This is a genomic window from Stenotrophomonas sp. 14P6.2.3, assembly GCF_057799055.1.
Genome location: NZ_JBYOLA010000004.1, coordinates 64,328 through 80,285, shown reverse-complemented (window position 1 = coordinate 80,285; position 15,958 = coordinate 64,328). Strand labels below are relative to the sequence as shown.

The 15,958-nt window shown below is 62.8% G+C and carries 11 protein-coding genes and 1 pseudogene; 3 read left to right on the top strand and 9 right to left on the bottom strand.

Annotated elements, in window-relative coordinates; translation table 11 throughout:
- Positions 1 to 70: 70 nt before the first annotated feature.
- Entirely contained in the window at positions 71 to 997 is a 927-nt protein-coding gene (locus AC27VL_RS05360; RefSeq protein WP_488765735.1) for a hypothetical protein, read from the bottom strand.
- 103 nt (positions 998 to 1,100) lie between these two features.
- Here AC27VL_RS05360 and AC27VL_RS05355 point away from each other — a divergent pair.
- Together AC27VL_RS05355 and AC27VL_RS05350 are read left to right on the top strand one after the other, a co-directional pair.
- Positions 1,101 to 1,730: pseudogene (locus AC27VL_RS05355) on the top strand (substrate binding domain-containing protein); the annotation flags it as partial.
- 543 nt (positions 1,731 to 2,273) lie between these two features.
- Positions 2,274 to 2,630: a hypothetical protein gene (locus tag AC27VL_RS05350; RefSeq protein WP_488765734.1), complete on the top strand. Its 357-nt coding sequence runs from the start codon at positions 2,274 to 2,276 to the stop codon at positions 2,628 to 2,630.
- 148 nt (positions 2,631 to 2,778) lie between these two features.
- Here the strand turns inward: AC27VL_RS05350 and AC27VL_RS05345 are convergent, their stop codons facing one another.
- The 7 genes from AC27VL_RS05345 to AC27VL_RS05315 all read right to left on the bottom strand — a co-directional run bounded on the left by AC27VL_RS05345 (position 2,779) and on the right by AC27VL_RS05315 (position 13,334).
- On the bottom strand, positions 2,779 to 4,140 hold the full coding sequence (locus AC27VL_RS05345; RefSeq protein ID WP_488765732.1) for a hypothetical protein: 1,362 nt from the start codon (positions 4,138 to 4,140) through the stop codon (positions 2,779 to 2,781).
- A gap of 385 nt (positions 4,141 to 4,525) precedes the next feature.
- Positions 4,526 to 6,091 carry a glutamine-hydrolyzing GMP synthase gene (guaA, locus tag AC27VL_RS05340; protein WP_087803572.1) on the bottom strand — a complete coding sequence of 522 codons (1,566 nt, stop codon included), beginning with the start codon at positions 6,089 to 6,091 and terminating at the stop codon, positions 4,526 to 4,528.
- Positions 6,092 to 6,200: 109 nt separating this feature from the next.
- On the bottom strand, positions 6,201 to 7,658 hold the full coding sequence (guaB, locus tag AC27VL_RS05335) for an IMP dehydrogenase (RefSeq protein ID WP_140227099.1): 1,458 nt from the start codon (positions 7,656 to 7,658) through the stop codon (positions 6,201 to 6,203).
- Between the two features lie 322 nt (positions 7,659 to 7,980).
- The gene (gene folD, locus AC27VL_RS05330) at positions 7,981 to 8,859 is read right to left on the bottom strand and encodes a bifunctional methylenetetrahydrofolate dehydrogenase/methenyltetrahydrofolate cyclohydrolase FolD (RefSeq protein WP_488765730.1); all 879 of its coding nucleotides are present in this window, start codon (positions 8,857 to 8,859) and stop codon (positions 7,981 to 7,983) included.
- 174 nt (positions 8,860 to 9,033) lie between these two features.
- The gene (locus AC27VL_RS05325) at positions 9,034 to 10,869 is read right to left on the bottom strand and encodes a monovalent cation:proton antiporter-2 (CPA2) family protein (protein WP_488765728.1); all 1,836 of its coding nucleotides are present in this window, start codon (positions 10,867 to 10,869) and stop codon (positions 9,034 to 9,036) included.
- A gap of 354 nt (positions 10,870 to 11,223) precedes the next feature.
- Positions 11,224 to 12,360, bottom strand: a complete 1,137-nt coding sequence (gene moeB, locus AC27VL_RS05320) for a molybdopterin-synthase adenylyltransferase MoeB (RefSeq protein WP_488765727.1) — start codon at positions 12,358 to 12,360, stop codon at positions 11,224 to 11,226.
- Between the two features lie 56 nt (positions 12,361 to 12,416).
- The gene (locus AC27VL_RS05315; RefSeq protein ID WP_488765825.1) at positions 12,417 to 13,334 is read right to left on the bottom strand and encodes a LysR family transcriptional regulator; all 918 of its coding nucleotides are present in this window, start codon (positions 13,332 to 13,334) and stop codon (positions 12,417 to 12,419) included.
- Here AC27VL_RS05315 and AC27VL_RS05310 point away from each other — a divergent pair.
- Positions 13,333 to 14,487, top strand: coding sequence for an alcohol dehydrogenase catalytic domain-containing protein (locus AC27VL_RS05310; protein WP_488765726.1), 1,155 nt, complete (start codon positions 13,333 to 13,335; stop codon positions 14,485 to 14,487). The two genes, AC27VL_RS05315 and AC27VL_RS05310, sit on opposite strands and share 2 nt — an antisense overlap.
- Before the next feature lie 60 nt (positions 14,488 to 14,547).
- Here AC27VL_RS05310 and der read toward each other — a convergent pair whose 3' ends face one another.
- The gene (der, locus tag AC27VL_RS05305; RefSeq protein ID WP_025874993.1) at positions 14,548 to 15,945 is read right to left on the bottom strand and encodes a ribosome biogenesis GTPase Der; all 1,398 of its coding nucleotides are present in this window, start codon (positions 15,943 to 15,945) and stop codon (positions 14,548 to 14,550) included.
- Positions 15,946 to 15,958 lie beyond the last annotated feature (13 nt).

Sequence of the window (15,958 nt, the reverse complement as noted above, 5' to 3'; positions counted from 1 at the left end):
TGCCATGCTTTGGCCTTCAGCACATACGCGCCGCAGCTGGTCCTCACCCGCGCCCCCCTCTTTTACCGGCCTACTTTTCAGGAGGGGAAACACGCTGAATGTAGGCAGAGGTAAGCATCTTCAATTCATCGAGCAGACTCATATCGAAGCCACCCATCGGCTCAGATTTGCGCTCGATATAGTCATGAACAGCCTTAGCAAGCTCCCGAAGCTTGGTCCAGATTATCGACAACTCCGCGAGATCTTCGACAACACCCAAACTCTGAAAATGGGCCTCAGCTTGTCGGACATGGATTGTCATTCGTCTACTCCAAGCGACACATACTAAGTATGCTTCCCGCTCACGGGTCGCCCTCAGCGCGCAAAGTGCGGCATCCTCAACATCACGAATAAAGAAGGCACTGAGTGCTTCGGACGTAATTTCATTTCCAGCCATATCCTGGAGAATATTGATCTGTTCTGCAGCCCGCCGCAGAAAGGTCCGCATTTCGGCAATGTCCTGGCCATTGACAGGACGATTATCCATGAACACATGGCGAATTGCCGACCTCAACAATCCCGGAATGGAGGGAAAATGCTCTCGGCACCGAGCAAAATTGTGATACTCGGTCGACGAGATCGGCAGCATCTCCAGCTGCCCTGCTGCTAATGCAATTTGGGCTTCGTACTTCTCGTAAAAGTCCTTTGCGGCATCAATATCACCCGTGAGATGCCGAACCTCATCGAGCGGAGTGAATTCACCTTCGCGCAGGACGTGCTCACAGAGATGATCGATCTTCATGTACGCATTGCGAAAGTTCACAATTGCCTGCTGAAAAATCTCCTCAGGCTTAATTGCTACTGGCTTAAACCTGATCACAACTGGCAACGTTCGGTGCGTTGCCATGTATGACACAACCGTTCCGAGGTACTCACCTAGGCTGAATCCAGCAGCTTTTGCCACCTCCTCAGCGACCTGCTTCTCCGCATCCGGAATGCGTATATTCAACTGAGCCATAAGGCCCCCCTTTAGCTTGCCGAAAGGCGGTTAGTCGGCCAACCTCACCGATGTAGCAAAATGCTAGCACGCGACAACTGCGCTACGCAAGCACGATCACTTTGCGGAGTGTGACGTGCCGGCCCAGGACGGTGCGCTGGCCGGCCGCGTGCGCCTGAGCGTGCCCACCACCTATGGCCACTACCGGCTGCCGCCCGTGCTGGCGTGCTTTGCGCAGCAGTACCCACAGGTGCAGGTGGAACTGAACATCACCAACCGAAACGTGGACCTAGTGGCCGAAGGCTTCGACCTGGCCATCCGCCTGGGCCAGCTGCCGGACAGCGGGCTGGTAGCGCGTACATTGGAAGAGGCCCCGCTGCTGCTGGACGACCTGCAGCAGCACATGTGCCTGCCCTTCGTGATGCCGCGCACCGGGCGGCTTGCACCGTGGATCTTCCGCGACGGCGGGCGCGACGTGGACTGGCTGCCGCGTTCGTCCATCGAGACCTCCGACGATGTGCTGGGCGTGGTGTAGCTGGCAGAACAGGGCATCGGCATCTGCCAGAGCTATGAGTTCATCGTGCGCGAGCGGTTGCAGCGTGGGCAGTTGGTGGAAGTGCTGCCGCAGCTGCGGGGGCGGTCGCGCCCGTTTTCGGTGATCTATGCGCCGCATCGGCGGCAGTCGGCGGCGGCGCGGGCGATGATCGAGTTGTTGGTGGGGAATGCGGCGGGGGTTGAGGGCGGCGTCTGCTAAGGATGCGATGCCTGCTTACGGTGTCGGGTTTGAACCGATTTTCGGACCACGCGGCAGATCACGCGGCGTGGCCACCCGATGCGGACTAAGAACTGTTGCAAAGAACACCGTCGCGCTATTCGCTTGCGATATCGGCGATTGCGTCGCTTTGATTCGCAATCAGCAGGGCGTCTGCACGAATACGTCTTGTGGGGTCGCGTGCTGCACGAATGGTGCATGTAACAATAGATCTTCGCTCTCGAATTCCGCGATTTCTTCGCGAATTTCAATTTGCATTCGGAGTGACGGCGTAAACACCATGGCGCGTCACCGACAACGGGTGGCCGGGTCTGCAAACCCGAACTGTTAGTTGTTTACGCTTACCCGTCGGCACCGCCCTTAACCGGTGCCGGCGGGTAATCCGTCGGCCTTTATGGCGGGCGGTGCGTGGGGGCCTTCGGGCCCGCCGGGTACTGACAACTGACGTCCGGTTTGCAGCCACGCATCGTCCGCCACCCCGCTTACGCGGTGGCGCTGTTAAGCACAGCCAAGGAAACCGACGTCATGAATGAATCCGAGACCTTCTCTTCGTACACCGTTGTTGAGCCCATCAACGACGACACGCCGCTGCCCGACCTGAACTCCCTGCTCGGCATCCTCAAGCGCATGCGCGACTGCGAAGGGGCTGATGGGTTGCCCTGGCCGGAGAACGATGTATCACCCGGACGCCGCGTGAGCCTGGCGAGGACCGAGCGCGCGTTGGTGGGCCTGCTGACAGTGCTGGAGGTGCTTCATTCGGCGGACCGCTGCCGGGTGGCAGCGGAGCCGGAGCGGCATTTAGATGAGGGGGTTGTGGATGGGCTGTTTTTAGCTTGCCGGGGCTTGGTTGAGTGGGCTTGTCGGGAGGTTCGCCCAGAATGAATCTCCAACAGGGCCGGGGCTAATTCCCATGAGGAACACTGAGGGACACCATTCATTCTGAACCTTAAAAAACAGCAACCATGTTATCTAAGGCCGAAGATGACAGCAAAATTATCTCCACGCGACCGTCCAATTAACCAAAAATAAACTACTTAAGCAACCCGCAGGCATGAGCGATATAACTAATCCCTCTCAACCTGTAGTTGACCGCCTTCCCTTCCTGCTTTCGAGCGAGCAAATTTTGATGATAGAGCTTCAATAGGTAATTACTAGAGAAGTCCTGCATCGACTTCACACTAAACTCTTTGAAGTCGCTGGGCCGAGCCTGCTGCCTATCTCCAATCGCGTTCAGGACACCCTTCTCTTTTGGCTTCAACTGCAATCCAGACAATTCACTCTCAACAATTCTACGCAGATATGAATCACACTTAATGTCCGGGATATGAGAATTTATCATCATACGCGCGATAGCATCATTTAGCGCCGCATCAAAAGCCGCCCTCAAACCTGGCTTTCTCTGCATTTCCTTAATTGCCGGAAAATCAAGAATATCCTTCCTAGTATCCTCAACGTGCTTCATACATATACTATTACTATACTTGAAAACAAATCTCATTTCTCCATGAGATGCTTCAAAAAGGCGCTCGTGCACTTTCTTACTCAACGGAGCGACACCATCTCCACTCTTATGAAACCGCTTAACTCTAACCGAGATTGCCTCGTGCAGCTCCTCAAGTTCTATAGGTTTTATTTCGATCCCTGAGCCAGAAGTACGCTCAAAAACACGAGGATCAAGTGACTGCACCAAGCTTCCAAGTCCACTCTGGCCGATGATTACCCACCAGATATTAGGAATACTAAAAAGCGTATCGCGGAAGCTGATGAGAAGCTCTCCGAGCTTGTCCTGATCCAAGTTCTCGACATTGTCGAGAGTGATTATGGCGCAATCACGATGAAGGTAGCTACAGACCTCAGCACCAAGGACATGTATAGCGTCAGCAATTGCCTCAAAAGTCGCATCACTGACAGAGGGCAAAGTTACAGACTTTCCTATATTGCCCCCAAACCCTGCTATCTGCAGACCGAGCTCAAAGCCTTTGTCTTCGCCACGAAGCCACTTCCCAATCTTCTTGGTTTCGGAAGGAATCTGATGATTATTTTCATTGCAGTAAGAAAGAATAGATCTATGCAACGAATCCAGAGCGCGCAGCGCGATTTCTCTCACCGAATCGGAGGGCTGCACAGGGCACAAATTTCGAGCCGCAAGAAGCTTTGGGCCAAAGAGCGACAGGTCATTTTCAAGCAAATACTGCTGCACATTAAAGAAACTGGTCTTACCAACTCCGGGAACGCCAGATAGGATCAAAAGACCCTGATTTGCCGTATCCAACGTCGTGCAAAACTCAACCGTCTCATTTGATCGACCAACCAAGAGCTCAACATCTTCAGCACGAGCCTTAAGTGGATTGGTATTGTATGGACTTTCCCTAAAACCAAGCGACTCCCACATACTCCCCCCATTCAAAAAATGCCGAATCCAGCGGCTCGGCCACGCGGCAAGAGCAACAAAGAATTCATCCGTGTCATCCAGCCAACGCGAATACTAGTCGGACGAGCAAAACTTCACAAGATGACGGACATAATTCGGGAATTCAAGATTAGAGCAATTTATAGACCCAATCTTTCCATTCAAGTCACGCCTCGACTTGCAAAGCAAGGTCTTTGTGCGCCTCAGGTTGGCATCGCCTCGCGACCAACGAATAACTGCGGGGCTCTTCGATCCATCGCGCAGCGAAAGCCAGCGCGATGCGAGCCACAACGGCTTAGCCTCCGGCTCGGCGGAGCCAACGATTCAAAAGCAAAAAGGGCGCCTCTCGGCGCCCTCGTTCTTCAACTCATTCCCACTCAATAGTCGCCGGCGGCTTCCCCGAGATGTCATAGACAACCCGCGACACCCCCCGCAACTCATTGATGATCCGGTTGCTCACCGTCCCCAGGAACTCATACGGCAGATGCGCCCAATGCGCGGTCATGAAGTCAATCGTCTCCACCGCCCTTAGCGCAATCACCCACTCATAAGCGCGCGCATCACCCACCACGCCCACCGATTTCACCGGCAGGAACACGGCAAACGCCTGGCTGGTCTTGTCGTACAGGTCGGCCTTGCGCAGCTCGTCAATGAAGATGGCATCGGCCTTGGCCAGCAGCTCAGCGTATTCGCGCTTCACTTCGCCCAGGATACGCACACCCAGGCCCGGGCCCGGGAACGGATGGCGGTAGACCATGCTGCGCGGCAGGCCCAGCTCGACGCCGAGGCGGCGCACTTCGTCCTTGAACAGCTCGCGCAGGGGCTCCACCAGGCCCAGCTTCATGTGCTCCGGCAGGCCGCCCACGTTGTGGTGGCTCTTGATCACATGCGCCTTGCCGGTCTTGCTGCCGGCCGACTCGATCACGTCCGGGTAGATGGTGCCCTGCGCCAGCCACTTGGCATTCTTCAGCTTGTTCGACTCTTCGTCGAAGATCTCAACGAACAGGTTGCCGATGATCTTGCGCTTGGCTTCCGGGTCGCTCACGCCTTCCAGCGCGTTGAAGTAACGGTCGGCGGCATTCACGCGCACCACCTTCACACCCATGTGCTCGGCGAACATCGCCATCACCTGGTCGCCTTCCTGCCAACGCAGCAGGCCGGTATCCACGAACACGCAGGTCAGCTTCTCGCCGATGGCCTTGTGCAGCAGCGCGGCCACGACGGACGAATCGACGCCGCCGGACAGGCCCAGGATCACTTCGTCATCGCCCACCTGTTCGCGCACGCGGGCGATCTGGTCGTCGATGATGTTGGCGGCGGTCCACAGGGTCTGGCAGCCGCACACATCCACCACGAAGCGGCGCAGCAGCGCCTGGCCCTGCAGGGTGTGGGTCACTTCCGGGTGGAACTGCACGCCGTACCAGCGTTTTTCTTCGTTGGCCATGGCGGCCACCGGAATGCGGTCGGTGGTGGCGGTGATGGTGAAGCCCGGCGGCGCAACGGAGACGTGGTCGCCGTGGCTCATCCAGACATTCAACTTCGGCTCGCCGCCGTGGTCGCTCAGGCCCTTGAACAGTGCATCGGGGTTGATGACGTTCACTTCGGCATGGCCGAATTCGCGCTGGTCAGCCGCTTCGGTGGCACCGCCCAGCTGCGCGGCCAGGGTCTGCATGCCGTAGCAGATGCCGAAGATCGGCAGGCCGCTGTCGAACACTTCCTGCGGCGCGGCGGGCGCGCCCGGCAGCGTGGTCGATTCCGGGCCACCGGACAGGATGATGCCCTTGGCACCGAAGCCGGCAATCTCGGCCGGGTTGTGGTCCCACGCCCAGATTTCGCAGTAGACGCCCAGCTCGCGGATGCGGCGGGCAATCAGCTGCGTGTACTGCGCGCCGAAATCAAGGATGAGGATCTTGTCGTTATGGATGTTGGTCATGGCGCCCCGGCAATGCAGTAGGGAAAACGAAAACGTCAGAATTTTTCAGCGGCAGATGGAGAAAGAGGAACGGGAATCAGCTTCCTCGTTCCTCTTTGCTCGTCCCGCATCAGGAGCGGTAGTTCGGCGGCTCTTTGGTGATCGTCACGTCGTGGACGTGGCTCTCGCGCTGGCCGGCGCCGCTGATCTTCACGAACTTGGGCTTGCTGCGCATGTCCTCGACGGTGGCGCAGCCCACGTAGCCCATGGTGGCGCGCAGGCCGCCCATCAGCTGGTGGATGATGCCGCCCACCGGGCCGCGGTACGGCACGCGGCCTTCGATGCCTTCCGGCACCAGCTTGTCGGCGGTGGCGGCGTCCTGGAAGTAGCGGTCCTTGGACCCCTTCTCCATCGCGGCCAGCGAGCCCATGCCGCGGTAGCTCTTGTACGAACGGCCCTGGAACAGCTCGGTTTCGCCCGGCGATTCCTCGGTACCGGCCAGCAGGCCACCAATCATGATGGTGGAGGCACCGGCGGCCAGCGCCTTGCCGATGTCGCCGGAGTAGCGGATGCCACCGTCGGCGATCAACGGGATGCGGTCCTGCAGCGCTTCGGCCACCAGGTCGATCGCGGTGATCTGCGGCACGCCCACGCCAGCAACGACGCGCGTGGTGCAGATCGAGCCCGGGCCGATGCCCACCTTCACTGCGTCCGCGCCGCTGTCCAGCAGCGCCAGCGCGGCTTCACCGGTGCAGATGTTGCCGCCGATGACCTGCACGTTCGGGAAGTTCTTCTTGACCCAGCTGACGCGGTCCAGCACGCCCTGCGAATGGCCGTGCGCGGTATCAACCACGATCACGTCCACGCCGGCAGCGACCAGCGCTTCCACGCGGCGATCGGTATCGCCGCCGACGCCGACGGCCGCGCCGACTAGCAGGCGGGTGGCGATGTCCTTGGCAGCGTTCGGGAAGTCGGTGTTCTTCTGGATGTCCTTGACGGTGATCAGGCCACGCAGGGCGAACTCGTCATTGACCACCAGCACCTTTTCGATGCGGTTGCGGTGCAGCAGCTGCAGCACTTCATCCGACGCGGCGCCTTCCTTGACCGTGATCAGGCGATCCTTCTTGGTCATGATGTGGCGGACCGGATCGTCCAGCTCGGTCTCGAAGCGCATGTCGCGATGGGTCACGATGCCGGCCAGCAGGCCGTCGCTGCCCACCACCGGCACGCCGGAGATGTTGTGCGCCTGGGTCAGGGCCAGCACGTCGCGGATGGTGGTTTCCGGGCCGACGGTGATCGGGTCGCGGATGACACCGGCCTCGAACTTCTTGACCTTGGCCACTTCAGCGGCCTGCTGCTCCACGCTCAGGTTCTTGTGGATGATGCCCATGCCGCCCAGCTGTGCCATGGCGATGGCCAGGCGTGCTTCGGTGACGGTATCCATGGCGGCGGACAGGATCGGAAGCTTGAGCTTCAGGTCGCGCGTCAACCGCGTTTCGAGGTTGACGTCCTTGGGCAGGATGGTCGAATGAGCGGGGACGAGCGAGACGTCGTCGTAGGTGAGAGCTTCAGCCTGGATGCGCAGCATCGGCATACCCGAGATGTGGGGAAGCGCGACATTTTACCCTGTTTTGGCGGCCTGTGGCAGGGGGTAGATGCGACGCAGTGTCGCGCGGGCGAAGATCTGTTCAGGGCCCCAGGACCACCGCCCTTGGCGGGTGAGGACCACCGCCCTTGGTGGGTGCGGACCACCGCCCTTGGTGGGTGCGGACCGTTGGTCCGCACTATCCATCAGACACCTATACCCCAGCAGGAATCCCATCCTCTGGCATTGTGCCGACCAACGGTCGGCACCCACCCACAAAAGACACACGGCGCTACCACGCCCCACCGCAAGCACCCCAGCCCGGTCAGGCCCCGGCTTCCGCCGCTTCCAGCGTGTTCTGCATCAACGTGGCCACGGTCATCGGGCCCACGCCGCCCGGCACCGGGGTGATCCAGCTGGCCCGCTGGGCAGCGGCCTCAAACCCGACATCACCCACCAACCGGCCGTCATCCAACCGGTTGATACCCACGTCGATCACCACGGCGCCCGGCTTCACCCACTCGCCCGGCACGATGCCCGGGCGACCCACCGCCACCACCAGGATGTCGGCGTTGCGCACGGCCTGTTCCAGCACGTCCTTGGGCGTGAACTTGTGGCAGCTGGTCACGGTGCAGCCGGCAATCAGCAGCTCCAGGCCCATCGGCCGGCCAACGTGGTTGCTGACGCCGACGATGGTGGCGTTGCGGCCACGCACCGGCTGGTCGGTGTGGCCCAGCAGCGTGGTGATGCCGCGCGGGGTGCACGGGCGCAGGCCGAACTCGCGCAGGGCCAGGTGGCCGACGTTTTCCGGGTGGAAGCCGTCCACGTCCTTGCGCGGGTCGATGCGCTGGATCAGTCGGCGTGCATCGGGAATGCCCGGCAGCGGCAGCTGGATCAGGATGCCGTTGATCTTAGGGTCGGCGTTGAGCTGGTCGATCAGGTCGAGCAGCTCGGCCTCGGTGGTGCCGGCCGGCAGATCGTAGTCATAGGCTTCGATACCGACCTTCTCTGCCGCGCGGCGCTTGTTGCGCACGTACACGGTGGAGGCCGGGTCGCCACCCACCAGCACCACGGCCAGGCCCGGGCGGCTGCCACCAGCCGCGACACGGGCGTCGACCCGCACCTTCAGGCTGTCGAGCAGGTCCTCGGCGATACGGCGGCCATCGAGGATGCGGGCAGGAAGCTGGGGGGCGGAGTCGGTCATCGGGTGCGGGCGTGGGGCGGCGGGGACGCTATTGTCCCCGATTCACGCCCCCTCGCCCACCGCTGCGATCGCCCGCTGCACTCGCCGGGCATGGCCCGGCGCTACCCACGAATCGCGCGACACCCCGGTAGCGCCGGGCCATGCCCGGCGAGCGCGAAGCGCGGCGCGTGGCGATCATTCCTCTTCTTCTTCCGGCACGTCATCCGCATTGAGCGTGCGCGCCTTGCGCTTGGGCGCGGTGAACGGCGTCGGTGTCGGCACGCCGGGCAGCGCGGTGCCGAACACCATGTGCGCGCCGGCACGCAGATTGCCGCCGGCCATTTCCAGTTCGAAGCGCTCGGCGTCGCGCTCGCGGATCTGCTCGGCGATCTCGCGGGCGTCGTCTTCCTCCGCGCCCAGCTCTACCAGCGCGGCCTGCCCGAACAGCAGCGCCGACTCGAACGTTTCGCGGATCTGGAAGTCCACGCCGGCATGGATCAGCCGCAGCGAATGCTCGCGGTCGAACGAGCGCACCAGCAGCTTGGCTTGCGGGAACTGATGGGCCACCAGTTCGACGATGCGGTCGGCATCCTCGGCATTGTTCACGCACACCGCCACCGCCCGCGCACTGCCCGCACCGGAGGCATGCAGCACGTCCAAGCGGGTACCGTCGCCGTAATAGATCTTGAAACCGAAGCGCTCGGCGTTATGGATCATCTCCACATCGTTGTCGATGATGGTCACGTCCACGTCGCGGGCCAGCAGCGACTGGCTGGCCACCTGGCCGAAGCGGCCAAAGCCGATCAGCAGCACGCTGCCGGACAGGCCATCGGCGGTATCCACGCCTTCCATGCTGACGGTCGGCTTCGGCGCCACGCGCTTGTAGACCAGCACCACCAGCGGCGTCAGTGCCATCGACAGCACCACTACGGCGGTGAAGTTGGCATTGATGTCCAGGCTGATCACGCCGGCGCTCGCAGCGGCCGAGAACAGCACGAAGGCGAACTCGCCGCCCTGCGCCATCAACACGCCACGGTCCAGCGCCTGCGCATGGTCGCTGCCCATCAGTCGCGCCACCACGTAGATGCACAGCGCCTTGGCCGCCATCAGCGCCACCACCAGGCCGAGGATCATCGGCCAGTTGCCGGCCACCACGCCCAGGTCAAGCGCCATGCCCACGCTGAGGAAGAACAGGCCCAGCAGGATGCCGCGGAACGGCTCGATGTCCGCCTCGATCTGGTGGCGGAAGGTCGATTCGCTCAGCAGCACGCCGGCCAGGAACGCGCCCATCGCCATCGACAGGCCGGACAGCTGCATCAGCAGCGCCGCACCCAGCACCACCAGCAGTGCGGCGGCGGTCATCACTTCGCGCGCCTTCGATTCGGCCAGTACGCGGAACAGCGGATTGAGCAGGAAGCGGCCCACCAGCACCAGGCCGACGATGGCGCCCACGCCGATCGCCACCGACATCCAGCGCGAGCCCTCGCCATCGGCGCTGCCTGCAGCCGGCGCCATCCATGCAACAAGCGCCAGCAACGGCACGATCAGCAGGTCTTCGAACAACAGGATCGAGACGATCTTCTGCCCGGACGGCAGCGCGATGTCACCGCGCTCGGCCAGCAACTGCATCACCACCGCGGTGGAGGTCAGCACGAAACCGGTGGCTCCGATGAAGGCGATCTGCCACGGCAGCCCGAACAGCTTGGCGATGCTGGTCAGCACCAGCGCGCAGGTGACGATCTGCAGCGTGCCCAGCCCGAAGATTTCCTTGCGCAGGCTCCACAGGTGCGAAGGCCGCATTTCCAGGCCGATGACGAACAGGAACATGACCACGCCGAGTTCGGCGGTATGCAGGATCGCCTGCGGGTCGGAGAACCAGCCCAGCCCGAACGGGCCGATCGCCAGGCCGGCGGCAAAGTAGCCCAGCACCGAGCCCAGGCCGAGCCGACGGAACAGCGGCACCATCACCACCGCTGCGCCCAAGAGGGCGACGACCTTGACCAGCTCGCTGGTCGCTGCTTCTACCGCCATGCGGTGGGTTCCCCGGAAATCGAAATCGGACTTAACGATAGAGCAACACCGATGACGGCAATAGCATGTACGTTGCGTTTTATTGTCTTGGAGATGGAACGATGCCCGGACTAGCCCCTGGCATCATCCCGAAACCATGCACATGCTTCGGTAGGTGCCAACCTTGGTTGGCACAATCCCGAAGCCATGACCTGTAGAGCCGAGCCCACGCTCGGCTGATTCTGGCCTCAGCGCGAAGAGCAGCCGAGCGCAGGCTCGGCTCTACAGTAGATCCACGCCATGCGTGGATGAGGCCCAACCGGGTTCGCCCACCCCAGTAGATCCACGCCATGCGTGGATGACGCGCCGACCGGCTCACCCGTCCCGACAAAACGCGGCGTAGTCGATATACCCCGGAAACGGCACACCCGGCGCACACACCGGGCATTGCGGGTCCGGACCGATGCCGGTCTCACGGAAGCGCATGCCCAGCGCATCAAAGCGCAGCAGGCGCCCCACCAGTGGCTCGCCGATGCCCAGCAGCAGCTTCAGCACCTCGGTGGCCTGCAGCACCCCAGCCAAGCCCGGCAGCACGCCCAGCACACCCGCCTCGGAGCAGTTCGGCGCGAACTCCGGCGGCGGCGGCTCCGGGAACAGGCAGCGATAGCACGGTGCCACGCCACGCTGGCGGCCGGCATCGAACACGCTCACCTGGCCATCGAAGCGTTCGATGGCGGCGTAGACCATCGGCGTGGCGTGCTTGATGCAGGCGTCGTTGAGCAGGTAGCGCAGCGGGAAGTTGTCCGAACCGTCCAGCACTACATCGACATCCTGCAGCAGGCGATCCACGTTCTCCGAGGTCACCCGCTCGGGTACGGCCTCGACCTCGATGGACGGGTTCAATGCCAGCAGACGCTCGCGCGCCGAATCCACCTTCAGCTGGCCAACGCTGGCCTCGGTATGCACGATCTGCCGATGCAGGTTGCTGCGCTCGACACGGTCGTGGTCGGCGAAACGCAGGTGCCCTACCCCGGCCGCCGCCAGATAGAAGCCGGCCGGTGCACCCAGCCCGCCCGCACCCAGCACCAGCACCCGCGACTGCTGCAGGCGGCGCTGGCCGGCCTCGCCTACCTGCGGCAGCAGCAGATGGCGCGAATAGCGGTCGTAGAAATCGCGGTCGGCGGCGCTGGTCAGCGGCTGCACCAGCGGCAGCGACAGCTCGCGCCAGGCGACGGTGCCGCCAGCGACGGAGCTCACATTCGTGTAGCCCGCATCCAGCAGCGCCTGCGCCGCATCGGCCGAGCGCTTGCCGCTCTGGCAGATCAGCAGGATCTCCTGTTCCGGCCGCGGCAGGTACGCGGTCGCGTCAGCCAGCAGCTCGCCCTTGGCGACGCCGCGCGCGCCTTCGGCCATGCCGCCGGCCCGCTCATGCGCCTCGCGCACGTCGATCAGCACCGCGCCATGGGCCACGCGCGCACGCGCCTGTTCGGGGGAAAGCTCTGGAATGCTCATGGCCGCATTATCGCGCAGGCCGCCCGGCCCTGCCTTGGCTTGACCCCTGCCCGGCGCTATGCCGGCTGCCTGCTTCCAACCTGCTGCTGAAGAACACCGATGAGCGCTTTCAGCCCGGGAGGAACATGCCGATGGCCCGGGTAGTACAGCGAAAGACCGGGGAACTCGGGACACCAGTCCTCAAGCAACCGAAGCAGGCGACCATCGGCCAACGGCTCCAGCGCCAGATGCTCGGGAACGAAAGCAATACCGATGCCGTCAACGGCGGCGTCGACCATCAACGGCTGGTCCGTCAGCGTGATCGGCCCGGAGACGTTCACCCGCTCGGTGACGCCCTGGCGCTCGAACTCCCAGCGATAGATCGCCCCGCTCTCGAACCGGAAGCGGATGCAGTCGTGCTGATGCAGATCCAGCGGCCGCAGTGGCCGTTCACGCGCGTGCAGGTACGCCGGTGAGGCAACCGCCGCGAACCGCATGGGGGGCGTCACCGCTACCGCCACCATGTCCCGCGGCACGGCTTCGGCAAGGCGGATACCCGCATCAAAACCGTCCGAAACGATATCGCCCAACCTGCCGTCACTGACGATGTCCAGATGCACCTGCGGGTACTGGCGCAGGAACCGTGCAAGCACCGGTTTCAGCACGAGCCGTATGGCCCCTTCGCTGGCATTGATGCGGACGGTGCCACGCGGCGTGCCCGCTTCGGTATCCACCGACTGCAGCGCCTCCTCAATGGACGCCATTGCCGGCCGCAGCTTTTCCGCCAGGCGCTCGCCGGCGTCGGTCAGCGAGACGCTGCGCGTGGTGCGATTGAACAGGCGTGCGCCCAGCCGCTGCTCCAGCGTCTTGATGGCATGGCTGATCGCCGACGGGGTGATGTTCAACTCCGCCGCCGCACTGCGGAAGCTGCGGTGCGCTGCCACTGCGAGGAACGCGGTGAAGGCCGCCAGATCACCCCCACCCGATTGCTGAATGAGATTCACCATATCGTCAGATATTGAAGCGATTGTCTTGATAGTCAGCGGATTCTACGCTCAGCGCTGTCGCGGGCGCAGGCCCTCGGCGCTCATCCACCGAGACAGGATCAAGACGATGAAGATGATGAAGGCGGTTGTGATGACCGGGCCGAACAAGCCGTGGCAGGTACAGGACGTCCCGGTACCCGTGATCGAAGCGGGCCAGGTACTGGTCAAGGTTCACGCGTCCGGCATGTGCTACACCGATGTATGGGCAACCCAGGGTTACGGTGGCGACATCTATCCCCAGACGCCCGGGCACGAAGTAGTCGGAGAAGTGGTGGAGGTGGGCGCCGGCGTGCACTCGCGCCGAGTGGGCGATCGCGTGGGCACCACGTGGGTCCAGTCCTCCTGCGGGCGTTGTCCCTACTGCCGCGAGAACCGTCCCTTGTCCGGACAGACGGCGATGAACTGCGATGCACCTCGCACCACCGGCTTCGCCGCGCAGGGCGGCCATGCCCAGTACATCGCGATCTCCGCCGAAGGCACGGTACTGCTGCCTGACGGACTCTCCTACGTGGATGCGGCGCCGATGATGTGTGCCGGCTACACGACCTGGAGCGGGCTGCGCGATGCGGCACCCCAGCCACGGGAAAAGATCGCGGTACTTGGCATCGGCGGGCTTGGCCACGTCGCCCTGCAGCTGTCCAGAGCCTGTGGCTTCGAGACCATCGCCATCACGCATTCTGCGGACAAGCATGCACTTGCTTTGCAGTTGGGCGCCGACCAGGTCGTTGCCAGTGGCAAGGAACTGAAGGCGATCGGCGGCGCCGACGTGCTGCTGGTGACCACCAACGAATTCAGCTCGGCCGAAGAAGCCATGACCGGCCTGCGTGTCGATGGACGCGTCGTGCTGTGTGGGCTGGACTTCAGCCAGCCCTTCTCGATCTCGTCCGACGGCGTACCGTTCCACATGATGCGCCAGCGCGTGATCGGCGCCACCCATGGTGGCCAGCACTACCTTGGCGAAGTGCTGGCGCTTGCCGCCACCGGCAAGGTCAAGCCGATGGTCGAGACGTTTGACTTGGACCACGCGACCGAGGCCTATGACCGCCTGGCATCGGGCAGGATGAGGTTCCGCGGGGTGCTGCTGCCGTGGGGCAGCGCCTGAGAAAGTGCGCCGTAACGCGCCACAACGAAAAAGGCGGCCCTGCGGCCGCCTTCCTGTGAATCACTTGCCCTTGACGTGCTTCATCAAGCGCCGCTTGGCCTTGACCTGCCGTTCGGTCAGCACGTTCTTCTTGCCCTCGTACGGGTTGGCACCCTCGCGGAAGATGAACTGCACCGGCGTACCGATCAGCTTGAAGCGCTTGCGGAAGAAGTTCTCCAGGTAGCGCTTGTACGACTCCTGCAGTTCCTTCAGGCGGGTGCCGTGCACGATGAAGGTCGGCGGGTTGGCGCCGGCCGGGTGCACGTAGCGCAGCTTGGAGACATGGCCGCGGATGGTCGGCGGCGGGTTGGTCTCGTAGGCCACTTCCAGCGCCTTGTTCACTTCGCTGGTGGTGAAGGTCTTGTTCGCCGACTCGTGCGCGCGGTGCACCGCACGGAACAGCTCGCGCAGGCCCGAACCATGCTTGGCCGAGATGCGCACCGATTCGGCCCACGGCACGAAGCCCAGACGCAGCGACAGCATCGTTTCCGCCTGCTCGCGCTGGTAGTCGGTCAGGCCGTCCCACTTGTTGATCGCGATCACCAGCGCGCGGCCGGCATCCAGCACGGCGCCGAGCACGGTGGCGTCCTGGTCGGTCACGCCTTCGGTGGCGTCGAGCATCAGCACGGCCACCTGGCACTGCTCGATCGACTGCATGGTCTTGACCACCGAGAACTTCTCGACGACCTCGTCCACGCGCGAACGGCGACGCAGGCCGGCGGTGTCGATCAGGCGATACTCACGACCGTCACGCTCCAGGTCCACCGAGATCGAATCGCGGGTGGTGCCCGGCACGTCCGAGGCGATCATGCGCTCTTCGCCGAGGATGCGGTTGACCAGGGTCGACTTGCCCACGTTCGGGCGGCCGACGAAGGCGATGCGCACGCGGTTCGGATCGTTGTCCAGCTCTTCGCCACTGCCCTCTTCCGGCAGGCGCTGGATGACCTCGTCCAGCAGGTCGTCCAGGCCCTGGCGATGGGCGGCCGACACGGTCAGCATCTCGCTGAAGCCGTAGCGGGCGAACTCCGAACGCACGGTGTCCTCGTCGGTGCCGTCGATCTTGTTGATCAGCAGCAGCGTCGGGCGCGACAGCTTGCGCAGCCAGGCCAGGATCTCATCGTCCATCGCCGAGGTGCCCTCGCGGGCATCAACGACAAACAGGATCAGGTCAGCTTCGCCAGCGGCAGCGCGGGCCTGGCGCGTGGTAGCACCAGCCAGGCCTTCTTCTTCCTCTGCGATGCCGCCGGTATCGACGACGAGGAAATGGTTGTCCTCGTCAAGCCGGCAGACGCCATAGTTGCGGTCCCGGGTGACGCCGGGCTGGTCATGGACCAGGGCGTCACGTGTACGGGTCAGTGCATTGAATATGGTCGACTTGCCGACATTCGGCCGTCCAACCAGGGCGACCAAAGGCAGCATCGCGATTACTCCG